Genomic DNA, 20,408 nt, shown 5'->3' with positions numbered 1-20,408 from the left:
AGGCAGCGCAGCGCCGAACTCAACGGAAAAACCATCATGCACAAGCAGATTTATGTGAACCTGGCTGTCGGCAGTGTGGAGCAATCCATGGCCTTCTTTTCTCAACTCGGCTTCACGTTCGAACCGAAGTTCACCAACGAGCGGGCGGCCTGCATGGTGATCGGCGAAAACATCTACGCGATGCTGCTCGCGAAGGACTTTTTCCAGACCTTCACGAAAAAGACGCTGTGCAATCCGAAGGAGAGCACAGAAGCGCTGATCTGCCTCTCGTGCGACAGCCGCGCGCAGGTCGACGAACTCGCCGACAAGGCGCTCGCCGCCGGCGGGGCGTTGGCGCGTCCGGCACAGGATCACGGCTTCATGTACGAGCGCAGCGTCGAGGATATCGATGGGCACATCTGGGAGCTCGTGTACATGGATCCGAACGCCGCGATGCCGGCGGCGGACGCCACCTGATGAGGCCGGCCGTGACGACGGCTGCGACGCATCGTGCCATCGAGGCAGTGTGGCGGATCGAATCCGCGAAGGTCATCGCCCACGTCGCGCGGATCGTGCGCGACGTGGGCGTGGCCGAGGAACTCGCGCAGGACGCGCTGGTGGCTGCGCTCGAAACGTGGCCGGACGCAGGCGTGCCCGACAACCCCGGAGCGTGGCTGATGGCGACGGCGAAGAACCGCGCGCTCGACCGCTGGCGTCAGGATGCGCTGCACGCGCGCAAGCACGAAGAACTGGGCGCGGACATGGACGCACGCGAGGCCCATATCGTGCCCGATTTCGTCGACGCGCTCGACGCCGCGCGCGCCGACGACATCGGCGACGATCTGCTGCGGCTCGTGTTCACCGCCTGTCACCCGGTGCTTTCGAAGGACGCACGCGTGTCGCTCACGCTGCGCCTGCTGGGCGGCCTGACGACGGACGAAATCGCGCGTGCGTTTCTCGTGCCGGAGCCGACTATCGCCCAGCGCATCGTGCGCGCCAAGAAGACGCTGTCGGCGGCGAAGGTGCCGTTCGAGGTGCCGCAGGCGAACGATCGCGCCGTGCGGCTCGCGTCGGTGCTCGAAGTGATCTATCTGATCTTTAACGAAGGCTATTCGGCCACGGCGGGCGACGACTGGATGCGCCCGGCGCTGTGCGAGGAAGCGCTGCGCCTCGGCCGCGTGCTGACGGGGCTGATGCCCGACGAAAGCGAAGTGCACGGGCTCGCTGCGCTGATGGAGATTCAGGCGTCGCGCACGCATGCGCGTGTCGATGCGCAAGGGCGGCCCGTTCTGCTGCTCGATCAGGACCGCAGCCGTTGGGACCCGCTTCTGATCCGGCGTGGACTGGCCGCGCTGGAGCGCTCCGAAGCGCTTGGCGGCATGAGCGGTCCGTACACGCTGCAGGCCGCGCTCGCCGCGTGCCACGCGCGCGCCCGCACGGCGGCCGACACGGATTGGGCGCAGATCGTCGCGCTTTACGATGCGCTCGCGGAAGTGGCGCCGTCGCCCGTCGTCGATCTGAACCGCGCGGTTGCTGTCGGCATGGCGTATGGGCCGATGGCGGCGCTGGAACTCGTCGATGCACTCGCTGGCGAGCCTTCGCTGAAGCACTATCACTGGCTGCCGAGCGTGCGCGGCGATCTGCTCGCCAAGCTCGGCCGCAACGCCGAAGCGCGCACGGAGTTCGAACGCGCCGCGTCGATGACCCGCAACGCGCGGGAACGCGAAATGCTGCTTGAGCGCGCGCGCGAAATGAGCGGCGCGCACGCACGCATGCAGTAACGTCAGCTCGTCACGTGCGCGAGCAGCGAGCGCACGATCGGGATTGCGTGCTCGCCCGTGACCATGCCGAGGAGGCCGACCAGCGCGACGATGGGCGGCGCGGGCGATTTGACGTCGGCGAGGTTGTAGAGCAGTCCGACGACGACACCCGCCGCCAGCGACAAGATATAGGGTTTCATATCCGTCTTAAGGGTCGCGGTGAAGCGTTCGTCACATCGTGATGACGATGCGTCCGCGGGTGCCGCTTGCGACGGCTGTATAGGCGTCGCGCGCCTGGTCGAGCGGGAAGGTCTGCGCGATCAACGGCGCCTGCAATGCGCCGCTGTCGAACACCTCCGCCAGTTCCGTCATTAGACGGGCGGAATCCGCCACGCTGAGCTTGGCGCTGTCCGCGCCGAACAGTTGTGTCTCGTTGTGATAGAAATCGATCAGATCGAAATCGACGCGCCGCTTGCCCGTCGCACTGATTTCGACGACACGGCCGCGCCACTTCGCGAGCTTCAGCGCCGTTTCGAACGCTACGCCGCCGACGGCGTCGTACACGACATCCGCGCCGCCAAGCGCCTTCACACGTTCGGCGGCGTGCTCGTCGAGCGGCACGTAGTGGTCGAGCAGACGGCCAGCGGGCGAGTCCGCGTCGGGCTCGCGGCGGTCCACCGCGATCACCCGACAGCGGCGCGACTTCGCGATCTGCACGACCGCGCCACCGACGCCGCCGCTCGCGCCGATCACGGCGACGGTTTCACCCGCGACCAGCTTGGCATAGTCGACCGCCCCGAGCCACGCGACCACGAAGTTCACGCCGATTGCCGCAGCCTGCTCGTGCGTGAGCGCACGCGGCTTGCGCGACAGTGCGCCGACGGGAATCCTGATGAACTGCGCATGCGTGCCGTCGCGTGTGAAGCCGATGTCGCCGCCCGTGCCCCATACTTCTGCACCGACCCACCCGGCAGGACCGTCAACCACGACGCCGCTGAAGTCGCGGCCGGGAATGCGCGGCAAGGTCGTGTGGCCGAAATGGCCCGACAGGTTCTTCACATCGCTCGGATTCACCGAGGCCGCCTTTACCTGCACGATGGCGCTGCCGGCGTCGCCGGCGGGTGTCGGCAGATCGACGAAATCGAGAACTTCGGGACCGCCAAAAGAGTTGAACTGGATCGCTTTCATTGCCGCTCCTGCGGAATCTGTCATATGACGGCAAGTCTAGTTGACCGGTGCGACGGCGTTCAGACAAGTGCTTTCGAATATCGGACAGCGCGTCGCGCGGGTTCGGAAGGCGTTAGGCGGGGAACCGTATGATGGATCGCAAGAGGACAGATTTGGTAGGAGTGGATGGCTGCAAGGGCGGCTGGTACGCGGTCCGGCAGGACGCTCGAACGGGCGCGATCGAGACACGGATCTGCGGCTCGTTTGCCGCGCTGCTTGCATGGGCGCCGCCGCCCGCCATCGTTGCCGTCGACATGCCCATCGGTCTTTCGTCGACGGGATATCGTGCGTGCGACGCCGAAGCGCGCAAGCTTTTGAAATGGCCGCGCAGCGCGTCGGTGTTTCCGACGCCCGTGCGTCACACGCTGGAGGCCAGAGACTATCAACAAGCCTGCGCTCTGAACCGCGTAGCGACGGGCAACGGGATTTCACAACAGGCGTTCAACATTCTGCGCAAGATCGCCGAAGTCGATATGGCATTGCGCGAGGAGCCGCGCGACGCCTCACGCGTGTTCGAGGTTCACCCGGAGCTTGCGTTCATGCAACTTCAGTTCGAGCAAGAAGGCGGCGCAGCGGCGGGACTGGTCGAAGGAAAGGCGAAAGCGGCGGGTCATGCGAAACGCAAAGCGTTGCTCGCCCCGGTGTTCGGCGCCGCATTGCAGACCGCGCTGGACCAACGTCTCGCGCGGCATGTGCGGAAAGACGACGTGCTCGATGCGTTTGCGGTGCTGTGGAGCGCGCGCCGCATCGCGACGGACAGTGCAGTGCGGCTGCCCGCGGAAGACGCACGCGACAGCGCCCGTCTGCCGATGGTGATCCGCTATTAGGCACGAACGCGGACGCGCCTTGCTGCGATGGGCAGCAAAGCGCGACCAGGCGCGCTTATTCCGCGCCGCGCACGATCCGCAGATCGCGCTCCGCAGCATTGCCCAATGCGGCCAGCGCCTTCTTGTATTCGGGGCTGTCGTAGGCCGCGACGGCCTGCTCGTACGTCGGGAATTCGATCACGACGGTGCGCTCCTTCAAGCCTTGTTCGCGCGCCTCTTCGGCGGCGCCGCGCACGATGAACTTGCCACCGGCCGCGGTGATCGCGGGCAGCGCCAGTTGCGCATAGGCGGCCAGCGCTGCTGCGTCGTTCGTCTTGCGGTAGGAGGTGACCCAGTATCCCTTGCTCATTTGATGTTTCCTCATAGTCACGTTTAAGGTTTGGCCGTGGCGACGAAGGCACGGACCTCCGTACGAGTCGCCAGCGTCCACGATTCTCGCTCAACGGCAGCGGACGCGCTTGGCGGCATGCCGAAGCGTCACGACTTTATTGCAGCGGATGCAGCCAGCGTCGTGTGCGGATCGAAGTCGGTCGGCGGCGCGCCGAGCTCACGGCGGAACATGTCGCTGAAACTGCTCGGCAGGTAGCCGAGTTCACGCGCGATGCCGCCGACGGGGCGTCCTTCGGCAAGTCCCGACACCGCGACGGCCAGTTGAACCTGGCGGCGCCACTGCGCGAAGCCGAGGCCCAGTTCGCGCGTAAAGAGCCGCGCCAGCGTCCGCACGCTCGCGCCGACGGCTGCCGCATGCTGCTCGAAGCCGATCGCATTCGATGGATTGTCGATCACCGCGCGGCATAGCGCGTCGAGCCGCCGGTCCGAAGCGTCGGGCAGCGGAATGCGCAGCGACGAGCGAGGGGCGTGCGTGAGTTCGAGCATCGCGAGCCGGTACGCGGCGCTCAGATAGTCTTCGTCGCGAGTCTGCGCCTGCTCGTGTTCGGCGATCGACGCAATCAGCTCGCGCAGCAAACCGTTGATCTCGAACACGTCGCTGCGCGCGCTCAGATGACCGATGGCGCGTTCATGGAAGTACAGATTGCGCATATCGACGCCGCTCATCATGCGAATCGAGTGTTCGGTGCCCGCGGGCAGCCATACGGCGCGCTGCGGCGGCACGACGAGCGCTTCGCGTCCCGCTTCGACCCACATGACGCCCGACACCGCATATAGCACCTGCGCCCACGTGTGCGAGTGCGGATCGATGCGCAGTCCGCGCGGATAGTGCCGCGCGAGCGAATGGCCTGCAGCGGCGTCATGCAGGACGGGCGGAGTCGCCTTCGTCATGACTCAGTGCGTGTCCCGGCGACGTTCGGGATTCTTGCCCGCCTCGTTGTCCGTCTCGCCGTCGCCTTCATCGATGAACGGCGAGCCGGTGTCCTCGCCGCCAGAGCGCAGTTTGCCGCGCGCCTGTTCGGCCAGTTGCTGGTAGCGCTTGCGAAAGCGCGTGAGATCCTTTTCATTCAGCTCCTCGAGATCGAGCAGCGCGTTATGCGCGCCGTCCAGAGCGCGGATCAACTCGTCGAGCTTGATCTGCATCGCGGCCGTGTCGCGGTTCTGCGTGTTCTGGATCAGGAAGACCATCAGAAAGGTGACGATCGTCGTCGATGTGTTGATCACCAGTTGCCATGTATCGCTGAAATGAAACATCGGCCCGCTGATGCCCCACAAAGCGATCAGCATCACGGCGATCACGAACGCCGCCGGCTTGCCGGCCATCGTTGAAAGACCTGTCGAGAACGTCGAGAACCAGTTGTTGTGGGTCACGTGGCGCTCCTGTCGCGTGAAGACCAGCCTTGACGATACCCATTCGCGCGTGCCGGCGCCACCGCGCTTCGGGACCGCGATGATTCCCGCGACGGATTTTCGCGGCTCGCGCGTTTAACCCTCGAACCGGCCGCTGTCGGACTGGAAATCGAGTCAAGGGAGAACGCGATGAACATGCACAAACCCGTGCGCCTGCTTGCGGCTTGTGTCGTGGTGCCGGGCCGGCCTTACTACTATCGGCCGGCCGTCGTCGTATATTGAACGGCGCTGGCGGCCCGCATGGGCAGCCATTAGCGGTGTTTCCGTGGCGTCCTCGATCAGATAACAGGGAGCGACAGCAAGTGACGACAGAACACTTCGTCGCGGGAGATTCCGCGCGACATGCGCGATGGGCGCGATGGGCGCCATGTCCGCGACGCACGCGGAGCCGCGCGCATTGAGCGAGCGCGATCCGGACGCGGAGCTGCTTGCGGGGGTCGGCAGGCAGGAGCCGGCCGCCGTACGCACGCTTGTCGCGCGCAAGTTGCCGGGCCTGCTGGCGCTCGCCACGCGGATGCTGGGAGACCGTATGGAAGCGGAAGACGTCGCACAGGAAGCGTTCATGCGCATCTGGAAACAGGCGCCGCGCTGGCGCGAAGGCGAGGCGCGTTTCGACACGTGGCTGCATCGCGTGGCGTTGAATCTTTGCTATGACCGCTTGCGCGCGCATCGCGAAGAGCCCGCCGATGAACTGCCCGACACCGACGATCCCGCCGCTGCACCCGACATGCAGCTAGAAGCGCAGTCGCGCGACGCGCGTGTGCGGGACGCGCTTGCCGCGCTGCCCGCGCGCCAGCGCGAGGCGCTCGTGCTGAGCTACTACCAGGAACTGTCGAACATCGAGGCGGCCGCGCTGATGGGCATTACCGTCGAAGCGCTCGAAAGTCTGCTGGCGCGGGCGCGGCGCAGTCTGCGCGCGCAGCTGGCGGGCGACGGTCCTGCCGGGACGAGGACAAGGCGATGACACCAGAGAGATTTCGCGCAATCGTCGATGCGTACGGCGCCGACCCCCGTCACTGGCCAGCAGCCGAACGCGCGGCGGCGAGCGCGTGGGCCGAGCTGAACCGCAGCGAGGCCGATGCGCTGCTGGCGCAGGCCGTGCAACTCGACCAATGGCTGGCAAGCGACGCCGAGGCTGCGCCCGCTCCGGCGCTCGTCGAGCGCATCGTCGCATCGGCGCCTGCGCGCCGCCGTTCGCGTTGGCTGTGGCTGGCGTGGCCGGGTGGCCGTTCGCGGCGCGCAGGCTGGTGGTGGTCGGGGGCGGCGTTCGCGGGCGTTGGGCTGATCGGCGGCGTGGCGGGAGCGCTGGCGGTGTCGTTTTTCCTCGTCACGGGCAGCGCGTCGCCGGGCCCTGAGTCTTCGTATCTGACAACTGGATTTGGCGGCACAGCCGCAGACTGGAGTGGCGAATGAGCGCACGCGCGTGCAAATTTCTGTTGGTCGGCTCGCTGGTGCTCAATGTGTTCCTGCTCGGCGGCGTTGCGGGCGGCGCGTATCAGTGGTTCGCCGGGCACGGCCGCCCGACGACTGCGGCCGCGCAGCCGCGTGCGTTGCGTTTTGCCGCGGAAGAACTGTCGGCGGATCGTCAGAAGCAGTTCTTCACGGCGCTCAAGGAGGCGCGCCGCGAAGCGCGAGAATACGCGCGCGAGGGCCGTGAGCAGCGGCGCGAGGTGCTGCGTCTGCTGGCTGCGCCGCAACTGGATCGCACGGCGCTCGACATGGCGCTGAACCGCACGCGCGCAGCCGATATCGCGTTGCGCTCGCGGATCGAGCAGGGCGTGGCCGACTTCGCGGCAACCCTGTCGCCCGATGAGCGCGTGAAGTTCGCCGAGGGTCTGAGCGAGCGTGGGCAATGGCGGCTGCCGCAGAGTCCGGCGCAGGGGCAGAGCCAGCCGCGGCAGCAACAGGAACAGAACCAGCAGCCCGCTACCGACTGATATTTCGCGCTCGACGCAAGAGCAGCGACGGAAAAGCGCCACACGTTCCGTTTAACGGATATGGAACGACACACGCCGGGCGACCGCAACCGGCTCGCATCGTAAGGAACAAGCATGGCGAGTTCACCTGCCGCAATGACGGCCGCGCCGCTGAGCGCCGCCGCGATCGCGCTGAACCGGTTCGGCCTCGGCGCACGTGCCGATGAAACGCCGCCCGCCGATCCGAAGAACTGGCTGCTGGCGCAGTTCGACGCGTATCAGCCCATCCCTGCTGCATGGGCAGCACAACCGACTTCGCAGGCGATCGCCGCGCAACTTGCCGATGAGCGCCAGCAGGCAATGGCCAACGCCGCGAGTGCTGCAAAAGCCGCTGCAAGCGGCGCGAGCCCGAGCAGCCAGCCCAACGCCGCCGCGAACCGCGAAGACGCCAAGGCCGCCCGCCAGGCCGCGAACAAGGCGGTGCGCATGGAATCGCGCGACACCTATCGCGCAGCCGTGAACGCGCGCGTCACAAGCGCGCTGACGACGCCCGCGCCTTTCGTCGAACGGCTGGTGCATTTCTGGGCGAATCACTTCGCCGTGTCGGTCGATAAAGGCGCCGTCGCGCCATACGCCGGTGCGTTCGAAGCGGAGGCGATTCGTCCGCATGTGCTCGGCCGCTTCGAAGACATGCTCGTCGCCGTCGAACGTCATCCCGCAATGCAGCTGTTTCTCGACCAGACGCGCTCGGTCGGTCCCGGCAGCGTTGCCGCGATGCGCGCTGCGCAACGCAATCCGAACCGCAAGCAAGGCCTCAACGAAAACCTCGCGCGCGAAATCATGGAACTGCACACGCTCGGCGTACGCAGCGGCTACACGCAGGACGACGTCACCGAGTTCGCCCGCGCGATGACGGGCTGGAGCATCGCTGCCGCGCAAGGGCCACAACCCGGCAACGCGCCGCCGGGCGCGTTCGTCTTCCGCGCGCAACTGCACGAGCCGGGCACGCGGACCATCATGGGCCGTCACTACGATCAGCCCGGCGAAGCGCAAACGCTCGCGATCCTGCATGACCTGTCGACCGCGCCCGCTACCGCGACGCATATCGCGACCAAGCTCGCGCGGCACTTCGTGGCGGACGATCCGCCCCCCGATGTCGTCGAGCAACTGGCGACAGCGTTCATGCGCAGCCGCGGCGACTTGCCGACCGTCTATCGCGCGCTGATCGGAAGCGCTGCCGCGTGGTCGCCCGTCGCCGTCAAGTTCAAATCGCCGTGGGAGTGGACGATTTCGTCGCTGCGCGGCCTCGGCATGCGCGACCCGAACGACAGCGCGCGCACCGTACAGATGGCGCCCATTCTCACGCAACTCGGTCAGCAGGTGTGGCGGCCTGGCTCGCCCGCCGGTTATGACGACATCGCCGCGAGCTGGGCCGCGCCCGATGCGCTCGTGCGGCGCGTCGAGATCGCGCAGCGTTTCGCGGCGCGTGTCGGCGACCGGCTCGATGCGCGCTCGCTTGGACAGACGCTGATGGCAGGTTCGCTCAGCGTGCCGACGCAAGTCGCCGTGTCGCGTGCGGAAAGCGCATCGACGGCGCTTGCGCTGCTACTGGTTTCGCCCGATTTCCAACGGAGATGAGCATGCTCAGCCGCCGCCGTTTCATGCGCGTTGCAGCCACCGGGGCGGGCGCGATGCTCGTTGCGCCGCAGATGGTGTTCGCGCGCGCCGCAACCGACCGCCGCTTCGTGTTCGTCATCCAACGCGGCGCCGCCGATGGCCTGAGCATCGTCGTGCCGTATGCCGAGCCTGCTTACCAGACGCTGCGCGGTGCGCTGGCCGTCGATACGTCTGCGTCGGCTTCGACAAAGCTCGACGGCACGTTCGCGCTGCATCCGTCGCTCGTGCAGGTCGGGCAGATGTATGGCCAGCGCGAGGCGCTGTTCGTGCATGCCGTCGCGTCGCCGTATCGGGACCGCTCGCATTTCGACGGACAGAACGTGCTGGAAACGGGCGGGACATCCGCGTATCAGGTGAAGGACGGCTGGCTCAATCGGCTCGTGGGCATGATGCCGGCCACTGTCTCGACGACGCATGAGAACGCTATCGCGCTGGCAGCCACTGTGCCGATGGCATTGCGCGGCAGTGCGAACGTCGCGTCGTATGCGCCCTCGGGCTTGCCGCAGGCGCCCGACGACCTGCTCGCTCGCGTCTCTCAACTGTACGAGCGGGACGCGCAATTGCGCCCGTTGTGGGAATCGGCGATGGCGGCGCGCGGCCTCGCGGGCGACGCGGGCGCGCGCCAGGATCCGGCGAGTCTGGGCAAACTCGCGGCGGGCTTCCTGTCACGCGACGACGGACCGCGCATCGCGATGATGGAGACGGGCGGCTGGGACACGCACAGTGCGCAGATGCCGCGCGTCGCCGCGCAGCTGAAGGCGCTCGATACGATGCTCGCCGCTTTGCGCGACGGACTCGGCTCCGCCTGGAGCAAGACGACGGTGCTGATTGCCACCGAGTTCGGACGCACGGCGGCAGCGAACGGGACGGGCGGCACAGACCACGGCACGGCGTCGGTGGCGATGGTGATCGGCGGCGCGGTAGCGGGCGGGCGTGTGGTGGCGGACTGGCCGGGCTTGCGAAACGGCGACCTGTACGAAGGGCGCGACCTGAAGCCTACCGCGTCACTCGATGCGCTGATTGCGGGCGTCGCGAGCGAAAGCCTCGGACTCGATCCGCATCGCACTGCGCGGACGCTGTTCGCACAGGTGGGCAAAGCGCAGCCGGTGACAGGTCTCATCCGCGCGTAGTTCGCGTAAGCGGATTTGACAATTACGCCATCAGGCGAGTAGAGAGGGAGAGGATTTTCGATGCATGCACTTGTTGTGAAAGCTATGAAGTTGCGCGCGCTGCTGGCAGCCGCGCTTTGCGCATCGACGCTGTCGGCGTGCTACGTCGCCGAGCCCGCGCGGCCGGCACAGCCCCCGCCCGTGGTTGAAGTGTTGCCCGCGCCGCCCGCGCCGGGCTACCGGTGGGTGAAGGGTCACTATCGTTGGGAAGCCAATCACTGGCAGTGGGTGCCCGGTCACTGGCGGCCAGTTTAAGAAGCACGGTTTGAGCCGGCTCGACCCGGCTCAAAAAATAAACGGTTGCGTGTGTCGATCTGATGATGGCTTACTCGTCGTAGTGGTGAAGACTCGCTGATTCGAGCAACTTCGCCATTCATGAACCTCTTCACCTTCAGGAGACACGATCATGTCCACGCCAGCCGTCAAACCCATCCCGGAAGGGATGCACACGTTGACACCGCACATCATCGTCGCGGGCGCGGCCGAAGCAATCGAGTTCTACAAGAAAGCATTCAATGCAGTCGAACAGGTACGCCTGCCCGGACCTGGCGGCAAGCTGATGCACGCGTCGCTGAAAATCGGCGATTCGACGCTGATGCTCGTCGACGAAATGCCGGATTGCGGCGGTGGCGCGTCGTTCGGGCCGAAGGCGCTGAAGGGCACGCCTGTCGTGCTGCATCTGTATGTCAACGACGCGGATGCCACGATCGCGCAGGCGCAAGCAGCAGGCGCGAAGGTGACAATGCCCGCTACCGATATGTTCTGGGGCGACCGTTATGGCCAGGTGGAAGATCCGTTCGGCCACCGCTGGTCCGTCGCGACCCACAAACGCGACGTCACACCCGACGAAATGAAGGCCGCGATGGAGCAGATGGCCCAGGGCCGTCAATAACAAAAACAAAATGCCACGGGCGGGGCTGCTGCCCGTCGTGCAGTCCATGCGCCCGCTCGTTACGACAACATCAAGGAGATGTGATGGACAAGATTGCGACGTGTCTTTGGTTCGACGGCAATGCGGAGGAAGCCGTCCGGTTCTACACAGGCGTCTTCAAGAATTCCAGCATCGGCGATGTGACGCATTACGGCGATGCCGTGCCGAGCAAGGCAGGCGAGGTGCTGACGATCACGTTTCAGCTGGAAGGCCGCGAATTCGTCGCGTTGAACGGCGGCCCGCAGTACACCTTTTCGCCGGCGATCTCCCTGTTCGTAAAATGCGAAACGCAAGAAGAAGTCGACACGCTGTGGGACAAGCTGCTGGAAGGCGGCGGTTCGCCCGTGCAATGCGGCTGGCTGACGGACCGGTATGGCGTGTCGTGGCAGATCGTGCCGACTGCGATGATGAAGTTCCTGACGGACAAGAATCCGGCCAGAGTCAAACGCGCAATGGAAGCGATGATGCAAATGGTGAAGCTCGACATCAAGAAGCTCGAAGCGGCGTACATGCAGGAGTGACGCCGTATTCGAGCGTGGCGGACGTCTCGTGTCCGGGGCGTTCGCTTCCGCGCGCGTATCTGCGATGATCTGCGCTTTCCCTCTTGCCAGATTCGCGCGATGAATACTTCCACCTTTGAAATCGAAACCGATCGGCTGATCTTGCGTCCGCATGTCCGCGAGGACTTCGACGGCAGCTATGCGCTCTGGTCCGACGAGACCGTCACGCGGTTTATCGGCGGCAAGCCATTCAGCCGTGAAGAGGTCTGGTCGCGGCTGCTGCGCTATGTTGGACATTGGACGCTGCTCGGCTACGGCTACTGGGTGATCCGCGAGAAAGGCAGCGGACGGTACGTTGGCGAGATCGGCTTCGCCGACTATCAGCGCGCAATGGACCCTCCGCTTGACGCGCCCGAGATCGGCTGGGTGCTGATGCCGTCGATGCATGGCATCGGCTACGCGACGGAAGCCGTGCGCGGCGCGCTGGCATGGGCCGAAGCACGCTGGCCGGGGCGCGATACGGTGTGCATCATCGCACCGGACAACGTCGCGTCGCGGCGGGTAGCGGCGAAATGCGGTTATATCGAAGAGCGGCAGACGACCTACAACGGCCATCCGACGGGCGTGTTTCGGCGGGTCGGTTAGGCCCGAATTACGACCTGTCTCCCGTTCCTATACCTTCCAGCCGAATTGTCCAAGGCCGCCGCCGACAATCAAGCTGTGGGGCAACAGTCGTGCGGGGTGAATTCCCGCGCCTGGCCGCGGCCCGCCGTCGTTCTGTCGCACCACGCACATAACGGTCCGACACACCGGATTATTGCCGTGCCCTGCACGACCAGCGCACGCGGTTTCGCGACGGACAGCGCGTGACCGCATTGCCGAAGCCGTGCGTTGGTTGATCGATCTGATCACCGCGCCCGACTGGGTTGTGCAGCGCGGCGAATCCCGCAAAGAGCGATTTTCACAGCCGGAGCCCGACGCAAGCCGCCGCAGTCTGAAAGCGTTCCTGACGTGACGGCGGCGACAGGGTTACGCGCGCTGCGCCGCAATGCATGTCTGCAATGAACGTCGTTGCGTGCCTTGCGCGTCGAAGTTCGCCGCGTCCAGCCATTCTGCAAAGCCCGCGCGCAGCGCCGGCCATTCGCTATCGACGATCGAGAACCACGCCGTATCGCGGTTGCGCCCCTTGTAGGTGACGGCCTGGCGGAAGATGCCTTCGAACGTGAAGCCGAAGCGGGCGGCTGCCGTTCGCGACGGCGCGTTCAGCGAATCGCACTTCCATTCGAAGCGCCGGTAGCCCAGTTCGTCGAATATGCGCCGCATCAGCAGGAAGATCGACTCCGTCGCCATGCGCGTCTTTTGCAGGCGCCGCGAAAACACGACGAAGCCGACTTCGATCACGCCGTTCGGCTTGTCGATGCGCATCAGCGACAGCGTGCCGATCGCCTTGCCCGATGCGAGATCGATCACGGCGTAGTGCAGCGGGTCGGGCGAGGCCGCGCAGGTCGCGAGGAAGTCGCGGTATGCATCGGGCGTTTCGAACGGGCCCACGGACAGATACGTCCAGTCGCTGCCATCGGGCGCGGCGCGATAGGCATGGAACAGATCATCGGCGTGACGCTTTACATCGACCCGTTCCAGTCGGCAATAGCGGCCCGTCATCGGCTGATCGCCGGGTGCCTTGGCCGGCTGCCATTGCGGCATGGGTTCGCCGATCGGCTGTCGATATTCGTTGACTCGTTGCCCCACGTCATTCTCCCGTTGCAAGCGCAATTTCGAAGTATGCCAAGCGGGCAAGATACGGCAAACGTCGCGCGCTCGTAAGAACCAGACGGGCGCGATTCGATGGAGCCAGCTTCGCGCCGCCGCGCGCAGGCCTGGCCTTGCCTGGCAGTACGGTTGGCCACGGTGGCGCACGGCTTGCGAACGTTTGGAACTGAAAGGCTGTCGATACAGAATGCTTCCATCGCACCCCGTTTCTTCAGAGGTTCTCATGCTCGATGTCGCTGATGAAATCGCCCGGTTCAATGCTGGACGGGATCCCGAACGTCTCGTGATGAAATACGCACGCATGCGAACCTCGCCATTCGTCTTTTTGCGCGGAACATGTCATCTGTTCTACAAACGTCTGCCCAGGGGCACGGTGCTGGATCCGTCGCCGCGCGCATGGATCTGCGGCGATATGCATCTGGAGAATTTCGGCAGTTACAAGGGTGACAACCGGCTCATCTATTTCGACATCAACGATTTCGACGAGGCCTGCCTCGCGCCGTGCCTGTACGAAATGATCCGTCTGCTGTCCAGCTTGCTCGTGGCGGCCGACGACCTCAAACTCAGCCGCGCCGAGGCGCTCGCGCTGTGCTACACAGCCACCGGCTCTTATGCAGCCGCACTGCGCTTCGGCAAGGCGCGCTGGATCGAGGAGGAGACAGCCGAGGGCATGGTCGGCGAGCTGTTTGCCGCGCTGCATCAGCGCTCGCGTGCCGACCACCTGAACCGGCGCACCGAGCTGAAGGGGAAAAAGCGCACGCTGCGCGTCGACGGCAAGAAGGCCTTGCCCATCACTGACGAAGCGCGCGCCAGGATCGTCGCGTTCATGGACGGGTTCGCCAAGCATGAACCGAATCCGCAGTTCTACGAGATCATCGACGTGGCGCGCCGAATTGCGGGCACGGGCAGTCTGGGCGTCGACCGCTATGTGATTCTCGTCGAAGGCAAGGGTTCGCCCGACGGCAATTACCTGCTAGACATGAAGCTCGCGCTGCCGTCTGCCACCGCGCCGAACGTCGGCACGCGGCAGCCCAAATGGAATAGCGAAGCCGAGCGCGTCGTCGAGGTCCAGCGGCGCGATCAGGCAGTGTCGCAGGCGTTCCTGCATGCCGTCGAATTCGAGCGGCGTCCATACGTGCTGCGCGGCTTGCAGCCCTCGGAAGACCGCGTCGCACTGGCCAACTGGAACGGCAAGCTGCCGCGGCTCGAACCCGTCGTACGCAACATGGCCGAACTCGTTGCATGGGCACATTTCCGCAGCAGCGGACGGCAGACTTCCGCAATCGCCGACGACCTGATTGCCTTTGGCGAAGACAGCAAGTGGCAGTTGCAGTTGATCGATCTCGCGACGCAATGCGAAGCGCAGGTCGTCAGCGACTGGAAGGCATACTGCGAGGCGTTCGATCGCGGCGCCTTCAATCTGAACGCGAAAGCGTGATTTCGCACGTTCAGACGTCCGACCCGCAAAGGTTCGACAAATCCGAATGCCTTGACGGGCTTTACGGCGACTGCCCAGATGTGTAAATCTGGCGATGGCGTCGCGGTCGAAAGTACACCGTGTATTTCCGGCTTCGTTCGCTCTGCAAGTCTCGCACCACGCGAACTGCGGCGCCGCGAACGGGCGCGTCCGCCCGGCACGGCATGAACAATGCCTTCTTACGAGTGACTTCCACAACAGGAGACGGCACTATGGAAATCGAAGCGACCGCATGGTTCCCGCTGGACGACTATGCGCCCGTGCGAGACGGGTGGTACGAAGTCCAGCTGGTCAGCGGAGATACGGCATTCGCGAAATACGCGGACGGCGGATGGACCGAAAGGCCGCTCCTCGTGTTCACTCACTGGCGCGGATTGAGCGAAGATCCTGCCCGCGTGGAGGAACCGGAAACCATTGACGCCGAAGCCACGGCGGCCGAGGGTGTGCGTGCCGCATGGAACGCCTTCTTCCCGGGCGCGAATGGCGAAGCACACAAGCCGCTCGACGTCATGCACGGCAAGCCCCCGACACCGACGACGCACTGACGTCGCATCCACTCATGCGGATCCGCGGGCGGCGCAAAAGCGCCGCCGCTTTTTTACGCGCGCGTTCTTCCCGCTTCGCGAGCGATCCTTCGCCTTGCACGCCGCGCACGCGTTTTGCAGGGCGTGGCTAGAATGCAGCGATCGATATCGCAAAGGTCTCTCATGCATGCATTCCGGCAACCAGTCGATCTGGCGCGCGCCACGCGCCTTCTGAACCACGGCCCCGTCACGGTGATCACAAGTGCACACGGCGGCCGATCGAACGTGATGGCGGCATCGTGGGCCATGCCGCTCGATTTCGTGCCGCCGAAAATCGTCGTGGTGATCGACGCGAAGACATTGACGCGGCAACTCGTCGAAGCAAGCGGCGTGTTCGGGCTGCAACTGCCGACGCGCGGCTTTGCACGCCATACGCTTGCCGTCGGGTCGAACGCAGGCATCGAGATCGACAAGATTGTCGCGCTCCAACTCGAAACGTTCCGCGCCGAAAAGATCGACGTGCCGATGCTGGAAGGCTGCGTTGCGTGGTTCGAATGCAAGGTGATTCCCGACGATAGCCAGCGGCACGATCTGATCCTCGCCGAAGTGGTGGCGTGTTATGCGGACAGCCGCGTCTACTCCGATAACCGCTGGCATTTCGGCGACGATCACGACATGCGCACCTGCCATTACGTCGCGGGCGGCACATTCTTCGAAACGGGCGACACGTTCGAAGTCGAAGCTGCACCCATCGGCGGAACAGGCTGAACGCCTGCCCGCTGCGCGGTTCAGTTTTTGAGCGGTAGCCAGATTTCGACGCCGCCCGCCCCCGTTACCGGATCGAATTGCTCGCTGTAGCGTTCGAAGTTGGGCGCGTCGGCGGGCGCGTGCCCCGTTTCTGGCAGCCACGTGTTCCAGATCGTGTTCCAGGTGCGGCGTATCGTCGAGATGTGATCGCGGTGCGTGAACACCGCGTAACGTTGCCCACCGATGCGCACGCGGCTCAATTCGCCGGGCAAGCCGGAGAAATCGCCGACCTCGACGCCGCACAGGTAATCGAAATTGCCCGAGTCGTCGGCGTTGTAGCAGACGCCGTACGCAACGTTGCCGATCTGGCCGGGCACTTTCTTGAAGATCGTGTTGAAGCGCTGCCATTGCGCCGGAATGCCCGAACCGCTTTGGCAGTTATAGCGTTCGCTCGATCCGGCGACCAGCAAAGGCTTACCGTCGACGAAACGCGGCGGCTCCAGCTGGGCAAGAAGAGATTCGTCCATTTTGATCGGCTCCACGAGTGCGATGTTGTCGAGATGGCCTTGCGCGCGCAACGCTTCGGGCGTGAGCCCGAACTGCTCGCGGAACGCGCGCGTGAATGCCTCATGAGAGCCGTACCCCGCATCGACCGTTGATACGTGCGATAAGTCTGATCCTTGGTCTGGATCATGGGGATTGCTCTATCGACTCCTTCATCGTTCCATCGTCGCGCGCCTGCTGCGCAGCGGCTTGCGCGGCCGTCGCGGAGCCACGCCGCAACAACGCACCGCCAATCGTCGCCGCCATCGCCGCGAAAATCGCGCCGACCCAAAACGCGACGTGATAGCCGCTCGTGAGCGCGGCGGGCGTATCCGCTTGCTGCGCGCCGCCGCTTGCCGATTGCGCGGCCGCGAGGCTCGCCAGTACCGCCAGCCCCAACGCGCCGCCCATCATGAACGCCGTATTGACGATGCCCGATGCGAGGCCGGAATCGGACGGATCGACGTCGCTCATCGCGGCAAGCAGTAGCGGGTTGAACGCAACACCCGCTCCGATGCCAAGCAGCGCCATGCCGGGCAGCACGTCGATGGCGAAGTGTCCGTCGACGGGCGCGCGTGCGAACAGCAGCAAGCCGAGCGCGGCGAGGAACAGGCCGACGGCGAGCGGCCGGCGGATGCCGAAGCGCATCACCATGCGCGCCGACAGACCGAGCGAGAAGAATCCCATGATCAGATTCGCAGGCAAGAACGCGAGACCGACCTGAAGCGGCGTATAAGCGAGCACACGCTGCAGATACAGCGCGGAGATGAAGAACCACGCAAACATTGCCGCCGCCCACAATACACCGACCACATTGGCCGTCGCGACGTTGCGCAGCGTGACGAGTTTGAGTGGCATCAGAGGATGCGCGACGCGTGCTTCGATTGCGAGAAATGCGCCGAGCAGCGCCAGCGCAACGACGATCAATCCGATTGTTCGCGCGGACAGCCAGCCGGCCTCGTTACCGTTGACGATGGCATAGACGGCGAGCATCAGCGACGCCGTGACGGTCGCCGCGCCCGCGACGTCGAGCCGTTCCCCACGGGCGTGCCCACGGCCTGCCGGCAGCAACGCGATGCACATCGCGTACACCGCAATGCCGATAGGCAGGTTCACGAGAAAGATCCAGTGCCAGCTCAGCAGGTTGGTCAGCAGACCGCCGAGCAGCACGCCGAGGCTGCCGCCGCCTGCGCACACGAAGCCATACACGCCCATTGCTGTCGCGCGCTCGCCCGCTTCGGTGAACAGATTCATGATGAGCGACAGCGACACGGCTGACACGACGGCACCGCCCAGACCCTGTATGGCGCGAGCGTAAACCAGCATGACCTGCGAATTGGCGAGCCCGCATGCGAGCGACGCGAGCGTGAACAGCGTGATGCCCGCGAGAAAGAGCTTGCGATGGCCGTACAGATCGCCGAGCCTTCCGCCAAGCAGCAAGAAGCCGCCGAAGGTCAGCATATAGGCGTTGACCACCCAGACGAGCGCGGTTTCGGTGAAGCCGAGATCCGCTGCGATGGACGGCAGCGCGACCGTTCACGATGGTCGTATCGAGCACGATCATCAGCACGCCCATGCACAGCACGATCAGTGCGAGCCAACGTGTTCGGCCTTCGATGTTATGCGTCATGCGAGCGTTTCCTCCGTGAATGTCGTTGCGCTTTCAGTCTAGACAGGGTCGGCTGCGGGCTGCAACCGGAAACCGTTCGCGCACCGCTCTTCTACACACGACGATCGGAGGCTGGTGAAATCGACATCGTTCAGCGCAATCACGCATAGTTGCCGCCGCGGTCAGGCGCGCGCTGATACGCGGGCCGGGCATGGGTGGTGCAAGAAAGCTCGCGATCGACGGATTGATTCGCCGCTATCGGGCGGAGCAGGGTGCGCTACATCGCACGTAGGGCGAAGCGCTTGAGCTTGCCGGTTTCGGTGCGAGGCAGCGCGTCGATGAACACGACGACGCGCGGATACTTATACGGCGCAACGGTATTCTTCACGAATTCCTGCAACTCCGCGACGAGTTTTTCATCGGCGCTATAGCCCTTGTTGAGCACGACGAACGCCTTCACGATCTGGCCGCGCGTGTCGTCGGGCACGCCGATCACTCCGCATTCGGCAACAGCGGCGTGCTGCATCAACACGCTTTCCACTTCGGGACCGGAAATGTTGTAGCCCGCCGAAATGATCATGTCGTCGGCGCGGGCCTGATAGAACACGTAGCCGTCTTCGTCGATATAAACAGAGTCGCCGGGCAGATTCCAGCCGTCGCGCACGAACTTGCGCTGGCGTTCGTCGGCGAGATAGCGGCAGCCGGTCGGGCCGCGCACCGCGAGCTTGCCGAGCGTGCCGGCGGGAACGGGACGCATGTCGTCGTCGACGGCTTGCACGACATAGCCGGGCACGGCCTTGCCGATCGCATGCGGACGCACGTCCCGCCCCGACGACGAGATAAAGATGTGAATCAGCTCGGTGCCGCCGATCCCGTCGATCATTTCGATCCCGCTTGCTTCGCGCCACAATTCACGTGTCGAATCGGGCAATGCTTCGCCAGCGGACACAGTCTTCTTCAGCGATGCAATGTCGTAGCGCGGAATCAACGGCGCCATCTGCCGATAGAAGGTCGGCGCGGTGAACATGATCGTAGCGTGAAAGCGTTCGACGTTTTGCAGCAGCGTGTCGGGCGTTTGCTTTTCGATCAGCACACTCGATGCACCCGCACGCAACGGAAAGCACAACAGCCCGCCGAGCCCGAACGTGAAGGCGAGCGGCGGCGTACCGCAAAAGATGTCGTCGGGCGTGGGTTCGAGGACGTGTCGCGGAAACAGATCGCACATCGCGAGCACGTCGCGATGAAAGTGCATGCAGCCTTTCGGCGCGCCCGTCGTGCCGCTCGTGAAGGCAATCAGACAGACATCGTCGGCGGCCGTGTCGCACGCCTTGAATTCGGAGGGTTTCGATGCGGCCAATGTTTCGAGCGAACCAGCTGCGTCGTCGTGAAAGACCAGGGTCCGTTTGAGGCCTGCACAGAAGAACTCGTCGCCCTGTGTCGTGCATCTCGCGAGTTCTTCCGTCAGTCGCGTATCGCATAGCGCGGCGCCGATCTGAGCCTTGTCGACGATCTGCTTGAGTTCCTTCGCGCGCAGCAGCGGCATGGTCGGCACGACGACGAGTCCCGCCTTCAATGCGGCCAGAAACGCGACGGCCATCTGCAACGTATTCGGCCCGCGCAGCAGCAGGCGATTGCCTGGCTGCAAACCCATTTCGTCGACCAGCACGTGAGCGCTGCGATTGACCATCGCGAGCAGTTCGCCGTAAGTGGTCGCATGCGGCCTGCCATCGACGTCTGACCAGATGGCAGGCCGGTCGCGATTGCCGTTATCGACAGCCCGATCGAGCAGTTCAGTGGCGCAGTTGAAGCGTGCCGGATACGCGACGTCCGGATTGTCGAGCAGAAACACCGGCCATTGATCCTGCGGCGGCAAGTGGTCGCGCGCGAAGGTATCGACGTGAGCTGACGGTTCCATCGTGAAACTCCCCTGCTGAACGTGCGTGATGTGCGAT

At 64.8% G+C, this 20,408-nt stretch carries 22 protein-coding genes and 2 pseudogenes; 15 read left to right on the top strand and 9 right to left on the bottom strand.

Translation table 11 applies throughout. The features are described 5' to 3' along the window. Positions 1-36: 36 nt before the first annotated feature. Positions 37-456, top strand: a complete 420-nt coding sequence (locus BPHY_RS20650) for a VOC family protein (RefSeq protein WP_012403394.1) — start codon at positions 37-39, stop codon at positions 454-456. Between the two features lie 11 nt (positions 457-467). Continuing rightward, positions 468-1,760, top strand: a complete 1,293-nt coding sequence (locus tag BPHY_RS20645; protein WP_041765213.1) for an RNA polymerase sigma factor — start codon at positions 468-470, stop codon at positions 1,758-1,760. Between the two features lie 2 nt (positions 1,761-1,762). Here BPHY_RS20645 and BPHY_RS20640 read toward each other — a convergent pair whose 3' ends face one another. Together BPHY_RS20640 and BPHY_RS20635 are read right to left on the bottom strand one after the other, a co-directional pair. Continuing rightward, positions 1,763-1,939: a DUF1427 family protein gene (locus BPHY_RS20640; RefSeq protein ID WP_012403392.1), complete on the bottom strand. Its 177-nt coding sequence runs from the start codon at positions 1,937-1,939 to the stop codon at positions 1,763-1,765. 31 nt (positions 1,940-1,970) lie between these two features. Further along, a complete protein-coding gene (locus BPHY_RS20635) occupies positions 1,971-2,927 on the bottom strand; it encodes a quinone oxidoreductase family protein (RefSeq protein WP_012403391.1) in 957 nt (318 codons plus the stop codon). A 161-nt stretch (positions 2,928-3,088) separates the two neighbouring features. Between BPHY_RS20635 and BPHY_RS20630 the strand changes: the two genes are divergently transcribed. Then, positions 3,089-3,793, top strand: a complete 705-nt coding sequence (locus tag BPHY_RS20630; RefSeq protein WP_244257629.1) for a DUF429 domain-containing protein — start codon at positions 3,089-3,091, stop codon at positions 3,791-3,793. A gap of 55 nt (positions 3,794-3,848) precedes the next feature. Here BPHY_RS20630 and BPHY_RS20625 read toward each other — a convergent pair whose 3' ends face one another. The 3 genes from BPHY_RS20625 to BPHY_RS20615 form a co-directional block, all read right to left on the bottom strand. Continuing rightward, positions 3,849-4,142: a DUF1330 domain-containing protein gene (locus BPHY_RS20625; RefSeq protein ID WP_012403389.1), complete on the bottom strand. Its 294-nt coding sequence runs from the start codon at positions 4,140-4,142 to the stop codon at positions 3,849-3,851. Between the two features lie 128 nt (positions 4,143-4,270). Next, entirely contained in the window at positions 4,271-5,074 is an 804-nt protein-coding gene (locus tag BPHY_RS20620) for an AraC family transcriptional regulator (protein WP_012403388.1), read from the bottom strand. Between the two features lie 3 nt (positions 5,075-5,077). Beyond that, entirely contained in the window at positions 5,078-5,554 is a 477-nt protein-coding gene (locus BPHY_RS20615; protein WP_041764451.1) for a low affinity iron permease family protein, read from the bottom strand. A 406-nt stretch (positions 5,555-5,960) separates the two neighbouring features. Here BPHY_RS20615 and BPHY_RS20610 point away from each other — a divergent pair, with 406 nt between their 5' ends. The 9 genes from BPHY_RS20610 (at position 5,961) to BPHY_RS20570 (ending at position 12,431) form a co-directional block, all read left to right on the top strand. Continuing rightward, positions 5,961-6,557: an RNA polymerase sigma factor gene (locus tag BPHY_RS20610; protein WP_083775909.1), complete on the top strand. Its 597-nt coding sequence runs from the start codon at positions 5,961-5,963 to the stop codon at positions 6,555-6,557. Next, positions 6,554-7,006 (top strand): hypothetical protein, encoded by a 453-nt coding sequence (locus BPHY_RS20605; RefSeq protein WP_012403385.1) that lies wholly within the window; start codon positions 6,554-6,556, stop codon positions 7,004-7,006. The genes BPHY_RS20610 and BPHY_RS20605 overlap by 4 nt, the downstream gene beginning before the upstream one ends. Next, positions 7,003-7,530, top strand: a complete 528-nt coding sequence (locus tag BPHY_RS20600; protein WP_012403384.1) for a periplasmic heavy metal sensor — start codon at positions 7,003-7,005, stop codon at positions 7,528-7,530. Before BPHY_RS20605 ends, BPHY_RS20600 begins: the two co-directional genes overlap by 4 nt. Positions 7,531-7,644: 114 nt before the next feature. Next, positions 7,645-9,147 (top strand): DUF1800 domain-containing protein, encoded by a 1,503-nt coding sequence (locus BPHY_RS20595; protein ID WP_012403383.1) that lies wholly within the window; start codon positions 7,645-7,647, stop codon positions 9,145-9,147. Between the two features lie 2 nt (positions 9,148-9,149). Next, the gene (locus BPHY_RS20590) at positions 9,150-10,316 is read left to right on the top strand and encodes a DUF1501 domain-containing protein (protein ID WP_012403382.1); all 1,167 of its coding nucleotides are present in this window, start codon (positions 9,150-9,152) and stop codon (positions 10,314-10,316) included. Positions 10,317-10,400: 84 nt separating this feature from the next. Continuing rightward, complete coding sequence (locus BPHY_RS20585; RefSeq protein ID WP_041764448.1) at positions 10,401-10,610, top strand: YXWGXW repeat-containing protein; 210 nt, start codon at positions 10,401-10,403, stop codon at positions 10,608-10,610. 151 nt (positions 10,611-10,761) lie between these two features. Continuing rightward, positions 10,762-11,247 (top strand): VOC family protein, encoded by a 486-nt coding sequence (locus BPHY_RS20580; protein ID WP_012403380.1) that lies wholly within the window; start codon positions 10,762-10,764, stop codon positions 11,245-11,247. 83 nt (positions 11,248-11,330) lie between these two features. After that, complete coding sequence (locus BPHY_RS20575) at positions 11,331-11,807, top strand: VOC family protein (RefSeq protein WP_012403379.1); 477 nt, start codon at positions 11,331-11,333, stop codon at positions 11,805-11,807. 99 nt (positions 11,808-11,906) lie between these two features. Then, complete coding sequence (locus BPHY_RS20570; RefSeq protein ID WP_012403378.1) at positions 11,907-12,431, top strand: GNAT family N-acetyltransferase; 525 nt, start codon at positions 11,907-11,909, stop codon at positions 12,429-12,431. Positions 12,432-12,815: 384 nt separating this feature from the next. On the opposite strand, the gene BPHY_RS20560 is transcribed toward BPHY_RS20570, so the two are convergent. After that, positions 12,816-13,535, bottom strand: a complete 720-nt coding sequence (locus BPHY_RS20560) for a GNAT family N-acetyltransferase (RefSeq protein ID WP_012403377.1) — start codon at positions 13,533-13,535, stop codon at positions 12,816-12,818. A 244-nt stretch (positions 13,536-13,779) separates the two neighbouring features. Between BPHY_RS20560 and BPHY_RS20555 the strand changes: the two genes are divergently transcribed. The 3 genes from BPHY_RS20555 (at position 13,780) to BPHY_RS20545 (ending at position 16,325) form a co-directional block, all read left to right on the top strand. Further along, positions 13,780-14,994 carry a DUF2252 domain-containing protein gene (locus BPHY_RS20555; RefSeq protein WP_012403376.1) on the top strand — a complete coding sequence of 405 codons (1,215 nt, stop codon included), beginning with the start codon at positions 13,780-13,782 and terminating at the stop codon, positions 14,992-14,994. 251 nt (positions 14,995-15,245) lie between these two features. Continuing rightward, a complete protein-coding gene (locus BPHY_RS20550; protein WP_012403375.1) occupies positions 15,246-15,578 on the top strand; it encodes a hypothetical protein in 333 nt (110 codons plus the stop codon). Between the two features lie 162 nt (positions 15,579-15,740). Continuing rightward, the gene (locus BPHY_RS20545; protein WP_041764446.1) at positions 15,741-16,325 is read left to right on the top strand and encodes a flavin reductase family protein; all 585 of its coding nucleotides are present in this window, start codon (positions 15,741-15,743) and stop codon (positions 16,323-16,325) included. Positions 16,326-16,345: 20 nt separating this feature from the next. Here BPHY_RS20545 and BPHY_RS20540 read toward each other — a convergent pair. The 3 genes and pseudogenes from BPHY_RS20540 to BPHY_RS20530 all read right to left on the bottom strand — a co-directional run. After that, a pseudogene (locus BPHY_RS20540) lies at positions 16,346-16,957 on the bottom strand (GyrI-like domain-containing protein); the annotation flags it as partial. A 37-nt stretch (positions 16,958-16,994) separates the two neighbouring features. Then, positions 16,995-18,477 (bottom strand): annotated as a pseudogene (locus BPHY_RS20535) (DHA2 family efflux MFS transporter permease subunit). 256 nt (positions 18,478-18,733) lie between these two features. Further along, positions 18,734-20,371, bottom strand: a complete 1,638-nt coding sequence (locus tag BPHY_RS20530; protein WP_012403371.1) for an AMP-binding protein — start codon at positions 20,369-20,371, stop codon at positions 18,734-18,736. Positions 20,372-20,408: the final 37 nt, after the last annotated feature.

The organism is Paraburkholderia phymatum STM815 (assembly GCF_000020045.1).
GTDB classification, from domain to species: Bacteria; Pseudomonadota; Gammaproteobacteria; order Burkholderiales; family Burkholderiaceae; genus Paraburkholderia; species Paraburkholderia phymatum.
This window is presented reverse-complemented; position numbering and strand designations above follow the sequence as displayed.

Excerpts from the sequence above, each read along its gene's own strand:
- BPHY_RS20650 (WP_012403394.1), top strand. The coding sequence starts at position 37 with ATGCACAAGCAGATTTATGTGAACCTGGCTGTCGGCAGTGTGGAGCAA.
- BPHY_RS20640 (WP_012403392.1), bottom strand. The coding sequence starts at position 1,939 with ATGAAACCCTATATCTTGTCGCTGGCGGCGGGTGTCGTCGTCGGACTG.
- BPHY_RS20635 (WP_012403391.1), bottom strand. The coding sequence starts at position 2,927 with ATGAAAGCGATCCAGTTCAACTCTTTTGGCGGTCCCGAAGTTCTCGAT.
- BPHY_RS20625 (WP_012403389.1), bottom strand. The coding sequence starts at position 4,142 with ATGAGCAAGGGATACTGGGTCACCTCCTACCGCAAGACGAACGACGCA.
- BPHY_RS20620 (WP_012403388.1), bottom strand. The coding sequence starts at position 5,074 with ATGACGAAGGCGACTCCGCCCGTCCTGCATGACGCCGCTGCAGGCCAT.
- BPHY_RS20610 (WP_083775909.1), top strand. The coding sequence starts at position 5,961 with ATGTCCGCGACGCACGCGGAGCCGCGCGCATTGAGCGAGCGCGATCCG.
- BPHY_RS20605 (WP_012403385.1), top strand. The coding sequence starts at position 6,554 with ATGACACCAGAGAGATTTCGCGCAATCGTCGATGCGTACGGCGCCGAC.
- BPHY_RS20600 (WP_012403384.1), top strand. The coding sequence starts at position 7,003 with ATGAGCGCACGCGCGTGCAAATTTCTGTTGGTCGGCTCGCTGGTGCTC.
- BPHY_RS20595 (WP_012403383.1), top strand. The coding sequence starts at position 7,645 with ATGGCGAGTTCACCTGCCGCAATGACGGCCGCGCCGCTGAGCGCCGCC.
- BPHY_RS20590 (WP_012403382.1), top strand. The coding sequence starts at position 9,150 with ATGCTCAGCCGCCGCCGTTTCATGCGCGTTGCAGCCACCGGGGCGGGC.
- BPHY_RS20585 (WP_041764448.1), top strand. The coding sequence starts at position 10,401 with ATGAAGTTGCGCGCGCTGCTGGCAGCCGCGCTTTGCGCATCGACGCTG.
- BPHY_RS20580 (WP_012403380.1), top strand. The coding sequence starts at position 10,762 with ATGTCCACGCCAGCCGTCAAACCCATCCCGGAAGGGATGCACACGTTG.
- BPHY_RS20575 (WP_012403379.1), top strand. The coding sequence starts at position 11,331 with ATGGACAAGATTGCGACGTGTCTTTGGTTCGACGGCAATGCGGAGGAA.
- BPHY_RS20570 (WP_012403378.1), top strand. The coding sequence starts at position 11,907 with ATGAATACTTCCACCTTTGAAATCGAAACCGATCGGCTGATCTTGCGT.
- BPHY_RS20555 (WP_012403376.1), top strand. The coding sequence starts at position 13,780 with ATGCTCGATGTCGCTGATGAAATCGCCCGGTTCAATGCTGGACGGGAT.
- BPHY_RS20550 (WP_012403375.1), top strand. The coding sequence starts at position 15,246 with ATGGAAATCGAAGCGACCGCATGGTTCCCGCTGGACGACTATGCGCCC.
- BPHY_RS20545 (WP_041764446.1), top strand. The coding sequence starts at position 15,741 with ATGCATGCATTCCGGCAACCAGTCGATCTGGCGCGCGCCACGCGCCTT.
- BPHY_RS20530 (WP_012403371.1), bottom strand. The coding sequence starts at position 20,371 with ATGGAACCGTCAGCTCACGTCGATACCTTCGCGCGCGACCACTTGCCG.